This window comes from Mediterraneibacter flintii (assembly GCF_055387595.1).
In genome coordinates this window covers 1,723,533-1,742,724 of record NZ_AP031405.1, presented here as the reverse complement: position 1 = coordinate 1,742,724, position 19,192 = coordinate 1,723,533, and the positions used below count along the sequence as shown (strand labels likewise).

The 19,192-nt window shown below is 41.1% G+C and carries 19 protein-coding genes; 5 read left to right on the top strand and 14 right to left on the bottom strand.

Going from position 1 to position 19,192, the window contains the following annotated elements; all coding sequences use genetic code 11:
- Positions 1-96: 96 nt before the first annotated feature.
- Positions 97-1,275 (bottom strand): PucR family transcriptional regulator, encoded by a 1,179-nt coding sequence (locus ACZ5C4_RS08200; protein ID WP_464520577.1) that lies wholly within the window; start codon positions 1,273-1,275, stop codon positions 97-99.
- A gap of 19 nt (positions 1,276-1,294) precedes the next feature.
- Positions 1,295-2,809: a YjjG family noncanonical pyrimidine nucleotidase gene (locus ACZ5C4_RS08195; protein ID WP_464520576.1), complete on the bottom strand. Its 1,515-nt coding sequence runs from the start codon at positions 2,807-2,809 to the stop codon at positions 1,295-1,297.
- Positions 2,810-3,151: 342 nt separating this feature from the next.
- On the opposite strand from ACZ5C4_RS08195, the gene ACZ5C4_RS08190 reads away from it, so the two are divergent.
- The gene (locus ACZ5C4_RS08190; protein WP_464520575.1) at positions 3,152-4,504 is read left to right on the top strand and encodes a dicarboxylate/amino acid:cation symporter; all 1,353 of its coding nucleotides are present in this window, start codon (positions 3,152-3,154) and stop codon (positions 4,502-4,504) included.
- Positions 4,505-4,556: 52 nt separating this feature from the next.
- On the opposite strand, the gene ACZ5C4_RS08185 is transcribed toward ACZ5C4_RS08190, so the two are convergent.
- The 9 genes from ACZ5C4_RS08185 to ACZ5C4_RS08145 all read right to left on the bottom strand — a co-directional run bounded on the left by ACZ5C4_RS08185 (position 4,557) and on the right by ACZ5C4_RS08145 (position 12,603).
- The gene (locus tag ACZ5C4_RS08185) at positions 4,557-5,096 is read right to left on the bottom strand and encodes a cob(I)yrinic acid a,c-diamide adenosyltransferase (RefSeq protein ID WP_464520574.1); all 540 of its coding nucleotides are present in this window, start codon (positions 5,094-5,096) and stop codon (positions 4,557-4,559) included.
- A 30-nt stretch (positions 5,097-5,126) separates the two neighbouring features.
- Positions 5,127-6,047 (bottom strand): homoserine O-acetyltransferase MetA, encoded by a 921-nt coding sequence (gene metA, locus ACZ5C4_RS08180; protein ID WP_464520573.1) that lies wholly within the window; start codon positions 6,045-6,047, stop codon positions 5,127-5,129.
- On the bottom strand, positions 6,025-7,404 hold the full coding sequence (locus tag ACZ5C4_RS08175) for an AI-2E family transporter (RefSeq protein WP_464520572.1): 1,380 nt from the start codon (positions 7,402-7,404) through the stop codon (positions 6,025-6,027). Before ACZ5C4_RS08175 ends, metA begins: the two co-directional genes overlap by 23 nt.
- 123 nt (positions 7,405-7,527) lie before the next feature.
- Complete coding sequence (locus tag ACZ5C4_RS08170; protein ID WP_464520571.1) at positions 7,528-7,854, bottom strand: DUF1540 domain-containing protein; 327 nt, start codon at positions 7,852-7,854, stop codon at positions 7,528-7,530.
- Positions 7,855-7,905: 51 nt separating this feature from the next.
- Entirely contained in the window at positions 7,906-9,840 is a 1,935-nt protein-coding gene (gene thrS, locus ACZ5C4_RS08165; protein WP_464520570.1) for a threonine--tRNA ligase, read from the bottom strand.
- 93 nt (positions 9,841-9,933) lie between these two features.
- Positions 9,934-10,800 (bottom strand): aldo/keto reductase, encoded by an 867-nt coding sequence (locus tag ACZ5C4_RS08160; RefSeq protein WP_186874898.1) that lies wholly within the window; start codon positions 10,798-10,800, stop codon positions 9,934-9,936.
- Positions 10,801-11,100: 300 nt separating this feature from the next.
- Positions 11,101-11,307, bottom strand: a complete 207-nt coding sequence (locus ACZ5C4_RS08155) for a hypothetical protein (RefSeq protein WP_464520569.1) — start codon at positions 11,305-11,307, stop codon at positions 11,101-11,103.
- A 30-nt stretch (positions 11,308-11,337) separates the two neighbouring features.
- Complete coding sequence (locus tag ACZ5C4_RS08150) at positions 11,338-12,087, bottom strand: YdcF family protein (RefSeq protein WP_464520568.1); 750 nt, start codon at positions 12,085-12,087, stop codon at positions 11,338-11,340.
- Complete coding sequence (locus ACZ5C4_RS08145) at positions 12,088-12,603, bottom strand: SEC-C metal-binding domain-containing protein (protein WP_464520567.1); 516 nt, start codon at positions 12,601-12,603, stop codon at positions 12,088-12,090.
- A 196-nt stretch (positions 12,604-12,799) separates the two neighbouring features.
- Here ACZ5C4_RS08145 and ACZ5C4_RS08140 point away from each other — a divergent pair, with 196 nt between their 5' ends.
- Positions 12,800-13,042, top strand: a complete 243-nt coding sequence (locus ACZ5C4_RS08140; protein WP_464520566.1) for a hypothetical protein — start codon at positions 12,800-12,802, stop codon at positions 13,040-13,042.
- Here the strand turns inward: ACZ5C4_RS08140 and ACZ5C4_RS08135 are convergent.
- A complete protein-coding gene (locus tag ACZ5C4_RS08135) occupies positions 13,028-13,195 on the bottom strand; it encodes a hypothetical protein (protein WP_464520565.1) in 168 nt (55 codons plus the stop codon). The two genes, ACZ5C4_RS08140 and ACZ5C4_RS08135, sit on opposite strands and share 15 nt — an antisense overlap.
- 305 nt (positions 13,196-13,500) lie before the next feature.
- On the opposite strand from ACZ5C4_RS08135, the gene ACZ5C4_RS08130 reads away from it, so the two are divergent.
- Complete coding sequence (locus tag ACZ5C4_RS08130) at positions 13,501-14,958, top strand: IS1182 family transposase (protein WP_464520564.1); 1,458 nt, start codon at positions 13,501-13,503, stop codon at positions 14,956-14,958.
- A 304-nt stretch (positions 14,959-15,262) separates the two neighbouring features.
- Here ACZ5C4_RS08130 and ACZ5C4_RS08125 read toward each other — a convergent pair whose 3' ends face one another.
- Both ACZ5C4_RS08125 and ACZ5C4_RS08120 read right to left on the bottom strand, forming a co-directional pair.
- A complete protein-coding gene (locus ACZ5C4_RS08125; protein WP_464520563.1) occupies positions 15,263-16,543 on the bottom strand; it encodes an adenylosuccinate synthase in 1,281 nt (426 codons plus the stop codon).
- Between the two features lie 119 nt (positions 16,544-16,662).
- Positions 16,663-17,085, bottom strand: coding sequence for a helix-turn-helix domain-containing protein (locus ACZ5C4_RS08120; protein ID WP_464520562.1), 423 nt, complete (start codon positions 17,083-17,085; stop codon positions 16,663-16,665).
- Between the two features lie 103 nt (positions 17,086-17,188).
- Between ACZ5C4_RS08120 and ACZ5C4_RS08115 the strand changes: the two genes are divergently transcribed.
- Together ACZ5C4_RS08115 and ACZ5C4_RS08110 are read left to right on the top strand one after the other, a co-directional pair.
- Entirely contained in the window at positions 17,189-18,292 is a 1,104-nt protein-coding gene (locus ACZ5C4_RS08115) for a serine/threonine protein kinase (RefSeq protein ID WP_464520561.1), read from the top strand.
- A 288-nt stretch (positions 18,293-18,580) separates the two neighbouring features.
- A complete protein-coding gene (locus ACZ5C4_RS08110) occupies positions 18,581-19,135 on the top strand; it encodes a DUF5067 domain-containing protein (RefSeq protein WP_464520560.1) in 555 nt (184 codons plus the stop codon).
- The last annotated feature ends 57 nt before the right edge of the window (positions 19,136-19,192 follow it).

Below are 19,192 nucleotides of genomic sequence, written 5' to 3'. Positions count from 1 at the left end.
AACAGTATATCTGTAGGCCGTTCATAATGATATGTTCACAGACGCAAAAAAAACATACTCTTTTTGTTTATTTAGACAAAAGAATATGCTTTTTGTTTATCTGCCGCAGAGCTTTTTCTCCAGTACCATAAAATATAATTTAAAGTTATCCTCCTGACGTTTTATATCCAGCCCGGTAAGCTCTTTTATTTTATTTAAGCGATATTTTATTGTATTTTTATGTGTATACATCCGGCTCGCTGCCTCATCCATATTCCCATCACATTCAAAATAGATAATCAATGTATCCACTAGCTCCTGATTTTTCAATTTTCCTAAAATATCTGAAAAAAGACTTTTCGGTTTATTCTGCAGCATCTCACGCAGACTGCTGTATAGCTCCAGTTCTGAAAATAAGTGGATTTTTTTAGCTCTTTCCATAATCTGTCCTAGTTCAAGCGCCTGCATTGCTTCTTCATAAGAACGCCGGATACCCGTCACTTTTGTGCATGCCGTTCCGATTCCTACATGATACTCTCCTGGAATCGCCAGACTATCCAATATCACCCTCATCTCTGTCAAGACAAACGGTAAATATTGTTCTAAACATGCTTTTTCTCTACTATACAGCATAAACAGGATGCCTTTTTCTAGTGCAAAATTACTACTAAGCAATCCTTTTGACAACCTTTCAGTAAAATTAGAAAGTCTGTCCGCCGCAAATTTGACCATTCTATGTTTATTCCCTTCATAGAACTCCTGCGTGCCTGCTTTAATTATGACTGCCTGAAAAAAGTCATTCTCAATATCTACATTGAGAAGTCGCCCTTCTTCTTTAAGCATAGCATTACTCGCTGAAGGATGAAAAATAATATCGGATAAATATTTTCCAAGCATCTCCCTTTTGTTGCTTTCTGTCATAATGACATTCATAGCATCCATAATAATGTCTATATACGTCATTTCATAGGGAATCCGTAGTAATGGAAAATGGTTTTTATCTGCAATCGCAATCATTTTGTCTGAAATATAGTGTGCATATTTTCCTGTTTTAATCGCCAGGCATGCACTGTGAGTTTCCATCAGATCATAGAGCAGCCGGCACTGTTTTTCTTCGTCATCTCCGATAGAATACAGACTTGTTATCAGAAAGTCATCACCCCTTAACCATTGGATCACATCCGGTACCTCCATCACCGTCACTGTTCCTACATTGACATCCAGGCATTCTGTGCTTGTGACAAGTTCCAGGTTTTTAAGTGACTTGAACTTTAATAATTCCCTAAGTTTAGCCATCTTTCGTCAACCCCTGTACTTAATCCAGTATATCTTTTAACTGTTTTAATCTGCTGATTCTGTATGTACTTTTCTCTTGTTGTTCCAGTTCTTTTCCATCCTCTCTTATAAACCAGCATGTATCAATGCCATACCGAAGACCTCCTTTTATATCAGAGTTGTAAGAATCTCCTACAATCAGCGCCTTCCTCTTGTCAAAGCCCGGAATATGTTTCTCTACATATGAAAAAAATTCTTCAGAAGGTTTTTGTGCCCCTACCTCCTCCGAAATAAAGACCTGTTCAAAATATTTTTCAAGCCCGGAAGCTTTCAACCGTCTTTTCTGTGTTACAGCTACCCCATTACTGATGATAAACAAACGGTATTTTCCTTTCAGCCATTGGCAGACTTCTTCCGCGTCTTCTATCATCTGTGCTCCTTCGTTTAAGTAGGAACGATATTTTGCCTCCCACTCACTTCCATCTATCTCTATGCCAAATTCCCGCATAGTCTTTGAAAATCTTGTGTTCAGAACCTCTGTTTTTTCTATCTTTCCCTGCTCATAGTCTTCCCATAACTTATCATTCACTTTTTTATATACAGGAAGATAGGAAAGCGGGTTTTTATATCCATACTCATTTAATACACGTACAAAAGACTCTTTTTCATTTGCCTGAAAATCCAAAAGTGTATCATCTATATCCAACAGAATATATTCATACTGTTTTATCGCTTTCATCTTATCTATCTTTTTATTTGTATCCAGCACCTTCTTTGCAATCATCAGCAGATGAAGTTTAAAGCTGTCCTCAGTGTCATGTACGTCCAGTCCGGTTGACTTTTTTACATTCGCCAGGTATTCTCTCACTAAGTCAGACGGAATATCCAGCACTTTCGCTGTCATATCTATATCTTCTTTACATTTATAATATTTGGCAAGCACATTGATCTCCATTTTCCCGAGCTGGCTAAATACGATATCTGTAATCTGCTTGCCATAATTTGTTACCATTGCATTAATAGAACTATAAATCTCCATTCCCATATAATCTAAGATAACTCTCTCTTTTTTGAAAATCTCGCCTGCTTTTGCCGCCTTCATAGCGTATGTATATGTGCGCTTGATTCCGGCAATCCCTTTTTCCGGCAGTCCAATCCCTACGCGGACCTTTTTATTCCCTCCAAGCGTCTCCAAACGCTCCACCGCTTCCTTTTTAAATTCCGGAAGAATTTCTGCCAGTTCGTCTTTTGTATGTCCTACTAAAAAAGTCGCCACTCCGTTATCTACATAAAACATCTGATTCGAGCCGACTTTCTTGTTGATGGATGGCAGCGCACACATCTGGTCCAAATGCTTCTTTAGTCTTTCTTTTTCCTCAAATGTTCCCTGCTCTGTAGAAGGGTAAAGGAACACCACCCCTAAAAACATATCCTGTCTCACATCAAATCCCAGCTTTTGTCCAAACTGAACTACGAGTCTTTCATCTTCGTAAAAATAATTCACCACATCATTAAAGTAAGTTGAAAATCCGATCGTCTCCATGCTGCTATACATCTCATTACCTCCAAATTACCAGACTATTACACTTTTTGCATTTAATTTTCTTTCTTTTTAACAAGAAAATATTATATTACATCATCATTTTTGTTTTGTCAATTACTTTTCTTATGTTTTTACATATCCTAAACATAATATAAATAGCATATAAAATCTTTGTTAAAAAAGACAAAATTCCTGTCGCTTTTTTGTCCGTCTGGTAATTGTAAGGATAGATCTCATTCGTTAATATAACAGTATAAAGTAGCGGCGTAATAAGCATACATAGTCAAGGCACGCTTATTACGCCGCTTTTTGAGTTTCTGCAGAAACGTAACATTTCACAAGGAGGATTCAACAATGAAAAAACAAAAATCTGCACATTCTCTGGCACGAAGAATGGTCATAGCTCTTGTTCTTGGCATTATCGTCGGCTTTTTCTTCATGTGGCTAAGGGAGACATTAAATGCCTCCGGCAATGAAGATATCTGGAACACAATCAACTCTCTCTTATTCCAGGATATCTCTGCCGAAGGAGCATCCAGTGCTATCGGTCTTTTTTATATTATCGGACAGATGTTTATCCGCGCCCTGCAGCTTGTTATCATCCCTATGGTCTTTACTTCGATCGCTCTCGCCATCGGTACAATCTCCGACACACGTACACTGGGTCGTATCTCTTTTAAGACGATTGCCTGGTTTCTTTTATGTTACTTTTTTGCACTGCTCCTGGCGGGCATAGTTGGAATGTTCCTGTACTATAATGGCTTTTTTGACGCAAATATTACTGGACTTTCTGCCTCTGAAGGTTCTACAGCCTCTAATCCACTGCTCGTTATTTTAAATGCGGTTCCTTCTAATATTGCCGCGGTATTCAGCGACAATACCGCTGTCCTTGCCATTGTATTTCTTGCTGTCGTGGTCGGTCTGTGTATGAATGTACTCGGAGAGGAAAAAACTCGTACTTTAAAAAAACTATTCCAGGAAATAAATGACGTGGTTGTTATTTTCTTAAATTTTGTAGTAACAAAAGTTGGCCCTGTTGCCATTTTTGTACTTCTGTCAAGAACATTCGCTACATATGGCATCGACTATCTGCGTCCTGCGCTTGTCTACGTAATAACAACTATCCTCCTGCTTCTAATCTATCTCTTTATCGGATATGCCCTGATCATCCGGTTTGGAACCAAATTAAATCCGGTTCCTTTTGTAAAAAAGATTTCCAAAGTCGCAATGTTTGGTTTTTCTACTTCTTCCAGTGCCGCAGCGCTCCCTTTGAATCTTGAGACTACCTCTCAGGAATTAGGTGTGGACGAAAAAGTAGCCTCTTTTGTCCTTCCTCTTGGAATGACGATTAATATGAATGGCACCGCAATTATGCAGGTAATTGCCACACTGTTTATTGCTGGATGTTCTGGACAGCAAGTAACAATCCCCATGCTGATCATGATTGCCGTCATGGCTACTCTATGTGCGGCTGGTACACCGGCGGCCCCGGGAGCCGGCGCTGTCATCCTTTTTACTATCCTGTCTGGATTTGGTTTCACAACAGACAGCGCGCTGCTTGCATATAGTCTGATACTGGCTATCAACAGACCGATTGAAATGTTGTGTACTTCTTTGAACGTAGTCGGCGATTCATGTACATGTATCTATGTTGCCAAATCCGAAAATATGCTGAATGAAACCGTTTATAACAGCCCTGTAAAATAACAGCATATAACAGAAAAGCATCCCCTCAGCCATAACCTGAGGAGATGCTTTTCTACAACTCAATTCCTTTTCTTGCGCCCTGCCCGCTGTCAAAAGGATGTTTTATCTTTTTGATTTCCGATACGTAATCTGCTGCTTCTATCAATTTGCTGCTCGGAGAATTTCCTGTCAGTATAACCTCAAGGTGCTCCGGCTTCTTTTCCAAATAATCCGTTACTATTTCTTCATCCAATAAGCCTGCTTGTATTGTATAGATAACTTCATCCAGAAACAATACATCATATCCTCGTTCTGCCTGCTGTACTGCCTCTTGAAACTGACGGGTATAAAATATACGCCGTTCGCGACGTTCCTCCTCCGTAAGGCTAGAACTAAATTTTTCCTGTTCAAGTCCATCCAAAATCGTGATATTTTCCGAACATTTTAAAATATTTCTTTCGCTTGTCGTATTATCTTTCATAAATTGATAAATCAAAACCTTATATCCATAACCTGCTGCCCTGGCACACAGCCCCATACCTGCGGTTGTCTTGCCTTTCCCATTTCCAAAATAAATGTGTATCAATCCTGTTTTTTCGTTCATTACTCCCATACCTTGACCTTTTCTATTATAAATGGATGCTTAAAACGGCGTTCCGTACAAGTCATACGGAGTTACCTGATAAACATAGTAATTTAACCAATTTGTATAAAGATTGTTTGCGCATGCCCTCCACGTAAGCAAAGGCTTATTATCCGGATTCCCGTCCGGATAATAATTGGCAGGAATCTGGATATCCATTCCCTTTGCCCGATCTCTTTTATACTCTCCATCCAGTGTCATCCGGTCATACTCAGGATGCCCCATGACAAAAATCTTTCTTCCATCTTCCGCCATACATAGAAATACGCCTGCTTCCTCGGAATCCGCCAGGATCGTAATCCGTTCATCTTTCTGAAGCAATTCTTCCGGAACTGTTGTATGTCTGGAATGGGGCGCGTAAAACACATCATCAAACCCTCTGACAAGCGGAATTTTTCTGTTTCTCACGTGATGCTTGAATACTCCAAACTTCTTCCTGGGCAGCTTTACTTTGTCAATCCCATAATGGTAGTATACTCCTGCCTGTGCTCCCCAGCACAAATGCAGGGTGGAAGTCACATTGGTCGTTGTCCAGTCCATAATCTCTTTTAATTCCTCCCAGTAGTCTACCTCCTCAAACGGCAGCAGCTCTACCGGAGCGCCGGTAATAATAAAGCCGTCAAATTTTCGTTTTCTGACCTCCTTAAATGATTCATAAAATTTATAAATATGGCTTGTAGATGTATTTTTTGACACATGGCTGGATACCCGCACGAAGGTTACATCTACCTGCAGCGGCGTATTAGAAAGGGAACGCAGAATCTGCAGCTCTGTATCCTCCTTCAGCGGCATAAGATTCAGAAGCCCTATACTGATCGGCCGAATGTCCTGGTGCGCCGCCCGATATTCATCCATCACAAATATGTTTTCTTGTTCTAATATTTCCTTTACCGGCAAATCATTTTGTACTCGAATCGGCATGCTTTTTCTCTCCTCTTTCTATGTTGTTCATCTCATTTTCATCGGAATGTACATATGTTCCATCCGAATCCACATAACTGAATTTGTCATAACAGTCTGTATTTGTCGGCAGTTTTTTACGCTCCAGCCGATTGTTCACAATCATATTCACAATATAGTAAATTACGGCAAATGTAGGAACCCCCAGAATCATTCCGAGAAATCCAAACAGACCGCCCCCAAGCAGAATGGAAAATACTACCCAAAATGCTGACAGACCTGTTGAGTCCCCCAGAATCTTTGGACCGATAATATTTCCGTCTAACTGCTGCAGACATAATACAAAAATAATAAAATAAATTCCCATCCTTGGATCTGATAACAAAATCAAAATTGCACTCGGAATCGCGCCGATATAGGGCCCGAAAAAAGGAATCACATTGGTCACTCCGACAATAACACTGACCAGCATTGTATATGGCATATCCAAAAGAGAAAGCCCGATAAAGCAGAGCACTCCTATGATAGCAGAATCTATGATTTTTCCAATTATAAATCCACCGAAAATTTCATTACTTTTTATCGTAAGGTGAAGAATCATATTCGCATTAGAGGATTTAAATACTGCATACACAATCTTTTTACATTGCCTGGAGAATTTCTCCTTGCTAAAGAGCACGTACACAGAGACAATCATTCCAATGACAATGTTAAGCAGCTCGCTGATAATGTTGATCACTCCGACTGTCAGACCGGACATCACCACATTTACCTGTTCCAGAAGATCCGTGCGCATCCAATTCTGTAAAAATTTTGCCGCCTCTGACAAAACTCCCGCCGCAAATTTACCGATAGCAGAATTCTCTGCGTTCATTTTAGAAAATGATTCCAAAAAATGATTCATCTGGCTCGGCACTGTAATCACCATGTCTCTTATACTCCGGTATAATTCTGGAATCATCATATTAAACAGCGCCACTACAACGGCTATCAACACCAGCAGCCCTGCCATAATCCCCATTCCCCTTGTCAGCTGTTCTTTTTTCTTTAATTTGGGAAATTTCTTTTTTATTACAGGCAACAGATGTCTGTCTACGAATTTTACAATAGGATTCAATAGATATGCTATCGCCATCCCATAAATGATTGGCTTTAGTACATGGATAATTTTCGCAAGAATATCAGAAATAATCGTAAGGCGCAGCAGTGCAAAATAAAAAAGGATACACGCTGCAATTACAATAAAAATTGTCATTCCCTTTCCAAATTGCTGTCTCAGCTTAGAGGCTCCTTTATTTTTCAGCACTGGCTGTTTTATGTAATATCCACTTTTAGGAGGTTCTCTTTTTTGAACATCCTGCTGTGTTTCTTCTTTCATTCATTGTCCACCTTTCATTTTTGTACGTTTTATTATAACGCCTTACATAAGTCTGCGTCAACAGCATAGAAAAAGGTACAACATAGAAAAAGGCATCTCCCGCTTTGGGAAACGCCTTCTTTTTTAACCGCGGCATGAAAATGTCGCACATTCTGTTCCGTCACAATGACAGGCATTGCTTCCTTCTACACTGATCTTCCCTGCATTGCACTGACAGTTTTCATTGTACTTACAATCTGTCGCCTGGCAGTCTACACAGGCACAATCTGACGCCGCCGTCATACTGTTTGCATAGCTGTTTGTATATCCTTCTTTTCTCTCCTGGAAGCTGTCACAGCAGGTTTCCTGTGCAGTTTTTGCACTGCTTCCTCCAACCTGTATCCTGTCCAGCTCACACAAAAATTGATTATTGTGCACACATGTCTGCACGGTACATTTTAATTCTGGCATAATGATACCCTCCTTTTTTACAGATTCAGTATCATTATGCCCCGCATTTTTTTATTTATTCGGTTCCTGCTTTTTCACTTCACGCACTGCTTTTTCCATAATTTCTTTTTTCAAATCGCTGATAAATTCTGCCATACTTTTTTGTCCTTCGTCTCCTTCGAAACGACTCCTTACAGAGACAACCCCTTCCTCTTCTTCCTTGGCTCCTACTACCAGCATATATGGAATTTTCTGCATCTGTGCCTCTCTGATTTTATACCCGATCTTTTCTGCACGACTGTCGATTTCTGCCCGTATTCCGACATCTTCCAATTCTTTTAACACAGCCTTTCCATACTCCATATATTTATCGGAAATCGGAAGCACTTTCACCTGTACAGGAGCAAGCCATGTCGGAAACGCCCCTGCAAAATGCTCGATCAAAATTCCAATAAACCGTTCGATAGAACCAAATACCACTCTGTGGATCATAATCGGCCTGTGCTTCTCTCCGTCATCGCCTGTATATTCCAGTTCAAATCTAAGCGGAAGCTGGAAATCCAGCTGAATAGTTCCACACTGCCATGTTCTTCCAATGGAGTCTTCCAGATGGAAATCAATCTTCGGGCCATAAAATGCACCGTCTCCTTCATTTACTACATAAGGAAGCCCCAGATCATCCAGCGCACCTCTAAGGGCATCGGTTGCCATCTCCCAGTCAGCGTCACTTCCCATGCTGTCTTCCGGACGGGTGGAGAGCTCTACATGATATTTAAATCCGAACAGGCTGTATACTTCATCTATCATCTTCGCCACATTCTTAATTTCTCCGCGGATCTGCTCCGGAGTCATAAAAATATGCGCATCATCCTGTGTAAAGCAGCGCACTCTCATCAGTCCGTGGAGCTGTCCTGATTTCTCATGGCGGTGCACCAGTCCCAATTCGCCCATACGCAGCGGCAAATCTCTGTAAGAACGTGGCTCTGACTCATAGACAAGGATTCCTCCCGGACAGTTCATCGGCTTTATCGCGAAATCTTCCTCGTCTATTACTGTCGTGTACATATTGTCTTTATAGTGATCCCAGTGTCCGGATGTCTCCCAGAGATGACGGCTTAATATCACCGGAGTAGAGATTTCCACATATCCGTTCCTTCTGTGAATTTCTCTCCAGTAATCCAGCAGCGTGTTTTTTAAATCCATCCCCTTTGGCAGGAAGAACGGGAAGCCCGGGCCCTCTTCGCGCATCATAAACAGCCCTAATTCTTTTCCTAATTTTCTGTGATCTCTCTTTTTTGCCTCTTCCAGCATATGCAGGTATTCTTCTAATTCGGCCTTCTTAGGAAATGCGGTTCCGTAAATTCTCTGCAGCATTTTATTTTTTTCACTGCCTCTCCAGTATGCGCCTGCGAGAGACGTCAGTTTAAATGCTTTTACCGGTTTCGTAGACATCAGGTGCGGCCCCGCGCAGAGATCCGTAAACTCCCCCTGAGAATAGAAACTGATAACCTCTCCCTCAGGAAGATCTTCAATCAACTCCACTTTATAGGGTTCGTTCTTTTCTTTAAAATATGCGAGCGCCTCCTCTCGCGGCATCGTGTACTGCTCTATCGGAAGATTTTCTTTTACGATCTTTTTCATTTCTGCTTCAATTTTTTCCAGGTCTTCTGCCGTAAACGGCGTGTCTCTGTCCACATCATAATAGAAGCCATCTGCAATAGAAGGGCCGATCGCCAGCTTTGTATCTGGATACAGTCTCTTGACTGCCTGTGCCATAATATGGGAAGCAGTATGGCGAAATGCTCCTTTTCCTCTCTCATCCTTGAAGGTGAGAATATTCAGCTCACAGTCTTTTTCAAGGACTGTGCGCAAATCTACAATTTCTCCGTTTACCTCTCCTGCCGTTGCCACTCTTGAAAGTCCTTCGCTGATGTCAGCGGCGATCTCAATCACTGATTTTCCTTCTGCATATTCCATACAGGAACCATCTTTTAATGTAATTTTCATCTGTTTATTCATCCTTTCTATCCTATTGTTTTTATTTTTATATGGTGCTTGTCTGCTGTTTCGCACCGACACAGACTTGGTGTCTGCCCTTTTTTATTCTGCCTGCTGTGCAGGCACTCTTTTGCAGTCCGGATGTTCTCCTGACCAGCCGCACTGCGGCATTGTCTCCAACCGATACATATCTTCTGTACTTAATTCAAATGAGAACACATCCTGGTTCTGTTTCATCCGTTCTAAGGAAGAAGTCTTCGGCAATGGCACTACACCTCTTTGTACTGCGTAACGCAGGCATATCTGCGCTGCCGATTTCTGATATTTTCCGGCAAGCTCCTGAATAAGAGGGGCCTCAAGCACTCTAGTCCTTCCTATCGGACTCCATGCCTGTACCAGAATCCCCTTCTCCTGACAGTAGCGCACTGCTGCTTCCTGACTGTATCCCGGATGGAACTCCAGCTGATCCGCCATCGGCGCAATGCGGCATACCTTTAATATATTTTCAATATGGTGTGGAAGGAAGTTGCTCAATCCAATGGATTTTACCAGACCTTCCTCATACAGCTCTTCTAATGCTTTCCATGTCTCCTGATCTAACTGCCTCCATTCTTTGTATCCCGGTTCAGGAAGCGGCCAATGAATCAGGTACATATCTATATAGTCAGTCTTCAGTCTTTCCAGGCTTTTCTTGCATGCTGTCTTCGCATTCTCGTATCCCATTTCATCTTTCCACAGCTTCGTTGCTATAAAAAATTCCTTCCTCGGAATTTGACTCTTCAAAATCGCCTCTGCAAGATATTCCTCCGTTCCATAAAAAGAAGCGGTATCAAAATACCGGTATCCGGCTTTTATCGCGTCTCCGATAATATCTGCGCTCTTTCCTTCCGCTGCTTTGTAAGTCCCATACGCCATGCAGGGAATTTTTAATCCGTTGCGCAGTGTATAACAGTCATATATATTTTTCATACAGATACTCCTTTCCCTTCCGTCGTGCTCCACCTCACCCCTTCAGGCTTTCGCCATGCCTACACCTCAACCTCTCCGGGCTTCCGCCGTGCCCGCACCTCAGCCCCTTCGGGTTTCCGACATGCCCGCACCTCGACCCTTTCGGGCTTTCGCCGTGCCCGCACCTCAACCCCTTCGGGGTTTCGGTCGCGTACTCTCGCCCTATACTTCTGTATACCGTCAGATCAGAACATACCTGTTCTGTCTGCCGCTATACAGAAGTGCACGGCTCTGTGCTTTCGCGCAAAAAAACGTCCCTTTCTACAAAATGCAGAAAGGGACGGGATATTCCCGCGGTTCCACCCTGATTGAACCGGCAAAAGCCAGAACCACTCTATTTCTGATGATAACGGTATCACCGGACTGTTTTGCAGCCACTCCGAGGTAGTTTTCAGATGGTTCCAGACAGGAAGCTTCCAGCCTTTGACCTCCTTCTCTGTGTCCTTTTTCACATCCTACTCTTCTCATCCACGCATTGTCACTTTTTACATAGCCTCATTATAACATTCTGCGCCCTTTTGTCAACCGGATTTTGCCAAAACACCAGAGGGCCAGAACAGCAAAAAATTCTCTTACCAGATAGTTTAGCTGAAATATCGGATTGGAATCTGCTGCAATCCCAGCCAGATTCTGGAATCCCTCCTGCCTGCCTATTGCGAGCGCCCGATATAAATGAAAATCATTTGTCACAATACAAACTGTATCTTTGGAAGACTTTATAAGCTGTCTGCTGTACCGCAGATTTTCTCTTGTGGTAGTCGATTTTTCTTCTTTCAATATCCGTTCTTTTGCGATTCCGCACTCATACAGGTATTCTGCCATTGCCTGGGCTTCTGTTATCTCTTCTCCTGGCCCTTGCCCTCCAGACACAATCACCATTGTGTCCGTATGGACACGAAGATACGACAAAGCAGTATTCAGTCTGCGTAAAAGAGAGTTCGTAATTTTTCGTCCCCGCACCTGTGCCCCAAGTACAATCAGATAATCTACCCGTACTGTACAAGAACTTTTCATTGTCCGAAAAATACATGCCTCCACAAGCAAGAAGAGCGCCCATCCACAAAGACATATGACAAATATTCCTTTTTTAATATTAGAAGAAAGCGGCGCACACCATAAGATAAAATGTGCACCGCCTGTCACCAACCAAAACCCTACAAACGTAGAATTCCATTTCTTTGAATAAACTGCAAGTATCAGATAATAAGCAATTCCAAAAATACCTGCAAATAAAAAGTACATTCTCATTTATACATTTCTTCCGCAGCACTTTTTATATTTTTTGCCGCTTCCACATGGACAGGGGTCATTTCTTCCGATTTTCTTCTCCTTGCGGATTGTCCCCGACTGCTTCTGCTCACGGTAAAGACGCTTTCTTGTGTCCTCATCAAAAATATTTTCCCATTGCGGAAGCTCATACAGCCAGTCAGCCTTTGCATCCACCATGTTTTTATATAGCTTCTCTTTGTCAAATCCAAGACTTACAACTGTATCTTCTGTCATTGTCTCGATCGGATTTTCTTTCTTTAAGCTATCGTTGATTCCATCTAAGAAGCCCACCATAGTCATAACACTCTGTCCATATTTTTCGGCCAGCTCCTTTACGGAACCTTTCACTTCTACATCTGGATCTGCCAGCAGCTTTTCATAAATTTCTTTTTCTATCTGAAAGTAGTTCCCCCAGAATCTTTCCAGCTGGTCTTTGGACAACTCTCTGTTATAGGCAGTCGCTCTCCACTGTTCTAATAAACTCTTCTCACTCATTGTATATTGCTCCTTTATCTATAAATTCAGCTGCGAACTTATTATATACCAAATTTTCTTTGCCGTAAACTACTATTTTGGTATATAATCATTCTGTAGAGCCGTATAATAAGAAGGTTCTTTCCAAAAAGGACACTTCTTCCTCTTACGGATACCGGCACATTTATACTTCATGCAAATAAAGAAAGGATTCCCTATGAAAAAATCAAAACGTATTCTCGCCCTTATTTCGGCAGTACTGCTTGTCTGTATGTACGGCAGTACCTTAGTCTTTGCGTTTATCAACACAGAGCTCTCTCTCAAATTACTGACAGCCTCTATTGCGCTGACAATTTTACTTCCTGTATTACTGTATGCCTGTATTCTCGTTTACCGTCTGGCTGACAGACGAAATGAAAAGTCTTCCAAACATGTTGACTCCCAATCAGACATACAGTAGTTCTGCCAGCTCCAGGGCGGTTGTGTTTTCTCCTGCTCTTTTTTTCTTATGTATATTTTTTTGTGTTTCCTTTTCTCTTATCGCTTGTCTCTTTTGCAGGTATTCTTCCAGCGATATTATCTCCTGGTTTCTTCCCATGTTGTTCTGACGCATAAAAATACCTCCTTTTTAATTTAAACCCCAGCTTTATATTATATTATCCCCTGCTTTTAAATATGCTAATTTTTTTGTTCTAGCATAGTTCTATTCTATCTGTCAATTGTGTACTCCTTATGGAAAATCTCTAAAGTTTTAATTATCGGATTCTTAAGAAATTCTTATTTTCATTTTATAGAAAGAAAGAGCAAAGTGGCAAGCCCACTTCAACTCCCCTGCCCCTCAATTGAGGGCACTGAAAAAGTAGATGGCACCGTTTATGTTTGATATAATGTAAATATCAAATATAGGCGGTGTTTATTATGGTTGAACAACAACAGAGATTTGTATTAAGTCCTTACATGCAAATATATGAATTAGTAGTTCCTAAAGATAATCTACTTCGACAGATAAAAGAATTAGTTGATTTTGGTTTTATATATGATGAATTAATTGATAAGTATTGTCTTGATAATGGTCGGAATGCGGTTTCACCTATCCGGATGTTTAAGTACCTTCTTTTAAAATCTATTTATGATTTATCTGATGTTGATGTTGTAGAACGTTCTAAATATGATATGTCTTTTAAATACTTTCTTGATATGGCACCAGAAGATGAGGTCATAAACCCTAGTTCATTGACTAAATTCCGCAGGCTGCGCTTAAAAGATATGGACCTCCTGGATATGCTGATTGCTAAAACAGTTCAGATTGCACTGGATAAAGGAATCATAAAATCAAAATCCATTATTGTGGATGCCACTCATACAAAATCAAGGTATAACCAAAAAACACCGAGACAGGCACTTCAGGATCAATCTAAGAAACTGCGGCGTACCATCTATGAAATAGATGAGACAATGAAAGATAAATTCCCCAGTAAAAACACCGAAGATTCTTTAGAAAAAGAATTAGAATACTGTAAACAGCTTATCTCAGTTATCAAGAGAAATGAAGAATTATGCAGTTATCCGAAAGTGCAGGAAAAATTAAATCTGTTGGAAGAATCCGTCAGTGATGATATGGAACATCTGGAAACATCAAAGGATGGAGATGCAAAAATCGGTCATAAAACAGTCGATACATCTTTCTTTGGATATAAGACCCATATCGCCATGACAGAAGAACGGCTCATTACAGCAGCAACTGTTACCAGCGGAGAAAAAACAGACGGAAAAGAATTACCGGAGTTGGTTCGGAAAAGCCGGGAAGCGGGGATGAAAATTAAAACCGTAATTGGAGACAAAGCGTATTCAAGCAAGGAAAATATAGATGCAGCTAAAGAGGGCGATTATGAACTTATATCCCGGTTAAACAGTATTGTTACCCAAGGGAACCGTACAAAGCCAGATGAATTTGAGTTTAATAAAGATGCAGGTATGTACCAATGTAAAGCAGGGCATCTAGCAATACGAAAGGCAAAAGACAGCAGGAAGGCAGAAGGTAAAAATCCAAAAGTCGTATACTTTTTCGATGTTGAGAAATGTAAAAGATGTTCGTATAGGGATGGCTGTTATAAAGAGGGTGCAAAGTCGAAACAATATACGGAAACCCTTATCTGCGACAGCCATAGTGAACAGGCACAATTTCAGGAAACGGAATATTTTAAAAGCAAGGCAAAAGAACGATATAAAATAGAAGCCAAGAATAGTGAATTAAAGCGTAGACATGGTTATGACGTTGCGTCATCGTCAGGTCTTATTGGCATGGAAATGCAGGGAGCAATGACTATATTTGCAGTAAACCTGAAAAGGATTATAAAGTTAATGGACGAAAAATAATCAGATTCAGCATATCATTCAATCAATATAGACTTCAGAAGATCCACAAGAACTCAATTTGAGACTGGTGGATTTCTTATGTCCTTAAGAATAAAATTTGAAAAACTTATGTTTTTCAGTGCCCTCTCTCACTCTTGAGGGGATTGTCCACTTTGCGTGCCGCCGCAATGCCGCAAAGCGGTAAAATTTCCTTATTGCGGCGTGCGCATCCCGCCCGGAGGGCTTTTTATATAATAGGAAATTTATCAAAATTTCCTATTATATAAAAAAAGTGCCGCATCTTTTAAGACACAGCACTTTTTTTCTATTTCTTTCTATAGATAATGTCGTTTCTTCCCGGCCCGTTACTAATCATTGTAATCGGATATCCAATTTGCTCTTCTACAAATTCAATGTACTTCCTGCAGTTTTCCGGAAGTTCTTCATATTTTTTAATACCGCGGATATCTGCTTTCCAGCCCGGCAGCTTTTTCCATACTGGTTTTGCCTTCTCGAGAAGATGTGTGACAGGAAAATCTGTAATCACCTCTCCGTTCACCTCGTATCCTACACAAACCGGAATCTCATCTAAATATCCCAGAACGTCTAAAACAGTAAAGGCTACATCTGTTGTGCCCTGCATCCTGCATCCATACTTGGATGCCACACAGTCAAACCAGCCCACTCTCCTCGGACGGCCGGTCGTAGCACCGTATTCTCCTCCGTCTCCGCCTCTTCTTCTTAATTCCTCTGCTTCTTCTCCAAAGATTTCACTGACAAACGCTCCTGCACCCACCGCGCTTGAGTACGCCTTACACACAGTGATGATCTGCTTGATTTCATAAGGAGGAATCCCCGCGCCGATTGCCCCGTATGCCGCCAGTGTGGAGGAGGAAGTTACCATCGGATAGATTCCATGATCTGGATCCTTTAAGGAACCAAGCTGTCCTTCCAGAAGAATACTCTTGCCTTCTTTCAGCGCTTTATTAAGAAACAAAGAAACATCACACACATACGGCGCCACCATTTCTTTGTAGCCCATGAGCTCCTCATATAAATCATCAGGATGGATTGCGGGTTTATGGTACAAGTGCTCCAGCAGGATATTTTTCTGTTCTGCCACACGTACAACCTTTTCCTTTAACAGTTCATCATCAAACAGCTCGCTGACCTGAAAACCAATTTTTGCATATTTGTCAGAATAAAATGGCGCAATTCCTGACTTTGTAGAACCAAATGATTTTCCTGCCAGTCTTTCCTCTTCATAGGCATCCAGATTTTTGTGGTAGGACATTACCATCTGGGCTCTGTCAGACACAAGGATTTTCGGTCTGGGCACTCCCTGCTCTGTAATCGTCTGTATTTCCTTAAATAATACCGGAACATCCAGTGCCACTCCATTACCGATGATACTGGTTGTATGGCTGTAGAACACTCCTGAAGGCAGCGTATGCAGTGCAAATTTTCCATAATCGTTTACGATGGTATGGCCTGCATTTGCCCCGCCCTGAAACCGGACAATGATATCTGCTTCCTTGCCAAGCATATCTGTGATTTTTCCTTTTCCTTCATCGCCCCAGTTTGCGCCAACTACTGCTTTTACCATTTTAAACCCTCCTGCGTATTTCGCTTTTTCATCTTTACCGGCTCTCTCAATAACAAAACCGCCGTAAGAATTATACTATACTTTTCCAATTCTGTAAAATGATATTTTCCCGTTTTCTCTTATTCTATCACATTTTCTCCCATTTCATAGAGAAGCTCATTTGTTTCAATCAGAGACACTCCTTTGTCCAAGCAGAACAGCAGGATACTGTCCCGCTTATTTTTTGCATACAAAACCGGATATTCTGAAACTTTCAAAAGCTTCTGCATTTCTTCCAGCGCAAGTCCCATACCGAATCCCAGGGCAAGAAGTTTATCCCGCGCCGGTTTGCGCCTGCCTGAAAAAATCTGATAGGCATATGTTCTGTCCAATCCTGAACGTTCAATTACTTCTGCTTTTGTCAGCCCCTTTTTTTCTGCCAGCTTTTCCAGCTCTTCTTCCAAACTACCTGTATAAAACACAGGTTCTTCTCTCAAATATTCAGCATAGCTCTTTTTACTTTTCAATATTTTAAGCAGCTCGTCCGTACTTTTCTCTCCCATACTTCCCTCCTTATTTCCTTATATATATATCGGAAATATTATTTACAAACGTATTACTTATGATAAAATATTTCTATAAAAAAATCAACAAAGGCGGTGTCCCATGTCCAATTTAAAAAGTGCCTATCTGGAAAATGCATACGAGCTTCTCTCTCCTTTACAGGACGGGAAGGACTGTTCTACCTTTCTTGTAAAGGAAAAATCGACAGGTACGCTTGCCGTCAAAAAACAGCTTACTCTTGAGCAGTATGAATTATACCAAATTCTAAAAGAATACTCACATCCAAATTTATCCAGGATATTTGAAACCTATATGCTTGATGGCCATTACTATGCGCTGACTGAATATGTCAGCGGAAAGACAATTGCTCAGACAATCCAGCAGGGCAGCCTTTTTTCCAGAGAGGGTACCCTTTCCTATATATTACAGCTATGCAATGTTCTTTCCTTTTTACATAAAAAAGGGATCATTCACCGAGACATTACACCCGGGAACATTGTAATTTCCACAGATCATATTGTCAAATTGATTGATTTTGGAATCGCACGTTTCAAAAAGCCAAATCAGTCGCAGGATACAGTGCTTCTTGGAACTGCCGGTTTTGCTCCGCCAGAACAGTTTGGTTTTGGACAGACCGACGAACGAAGCGACATCTACTCGCTCGGTGTGCTTCTCAATTATATGCTTACAGGTAAACTTCCTGCAGAACAGATTTCCTCGGATACCGCCTTTTCTGGTATTATCCTTCGGTGCACGCAGATCGATCCAAAAAACCGTTTTTCTTCTATCGAAGAGCTGCAGTCTGCCCTTAGACACTGCCAGATAAAGTACCCTGCATGTACCTCTGCTGCCAAAACATACAGGCCTTTCCAGAGACTTCTGACTCTGCTCCCTGGCTTCCACAAAAAGAAACCCCTGCATATTCTGTGCAGTATCCTCGGCTATCTACTTCTTATTATCCTAACGGTTTCTTCTCTGGATTTAACCCTTCCATTTGGCTCTGAAACAGCCAGCTACTGGATGATACTGATTTTTCTTTTTTATGTACCTTTTGGAATTTTTGGAAATATTGGAAATTATGAAGCCCATATTAAAAATTTTTCCAACTGGCCTGCCATTTACCGTATTCTATTAAAATGTGCACTGTTTCTATTCTCTTTCTCTATTCTATTTTTATATGTACTTGTATGGGAAGTCATTCTTTGACTTTTCACTGTATAAGAAGCTTCGTTCCTTATACAATAAAGCCCTCCTAAAAGAATATATGCTCTGCATCAAGTATGCTCTGTGCATACCAAAACCCACTTACCTTCTGTATATTAGGTACAGAAGGCTTTTATTATATAATAAGCCCTCCGGGCGGGATACGCACGCCGCAATAAGGAAATTTTACCGCTTTGCGGTATTGCGGCGGCGCGCAAAGTGGGCAAGCCCACTTTGTTCTGCCTTTTCTAAGTATACTGAAAAAGAAAAACAAAAAGAAAGGGAAAATCTATGAAAAAGAAAATTCTTGCAACTTTATTGGCACTTACTGTATGTTTCGGCCTCGCCGCATGTGGAGATTCCTCTGATGATTCTGGAAAAGCCAAAGAGGAGACAGAAGCTCCCGCAGAAGAGGAAGCAGAAGAAGAGACTGTTTACTTCAAAGATGATGTACTTCAGACAGAGGATTGTATCATCAAAATCACCAACACAGAAATTATTCCAGCGGAAAACAATTACAGCCTTGGTGTACCTGCTGTCGTTATTACTTATGAATATACAAACAACAGTGACGAAAACAAGTCACCTGTCGCTGTATGGCCGCTTTATATGACTTTAACGCAGGAAACCGATGCCACCGTTGAAACATTAAATTCTGGGGTTGCTCCGACGGGAGAACCATACGACGCCCTGGTCAGCGCAAGTATGGCTGAAGTAAAACCAGGAGGTACTGTAACCACCTGTATTACCTATAATGCAAACTATGCAGATAAGCCTATTACCTTAACTGCTACTGCCAGCTTTATGGGGGAAGAGCTCGGAACAAAGACAATAGAACTTCAGTAAAAATAGTTCAACCAAAATAGGCTTATCCTTCGAATACATTGAGAAGGTATCCAGGAT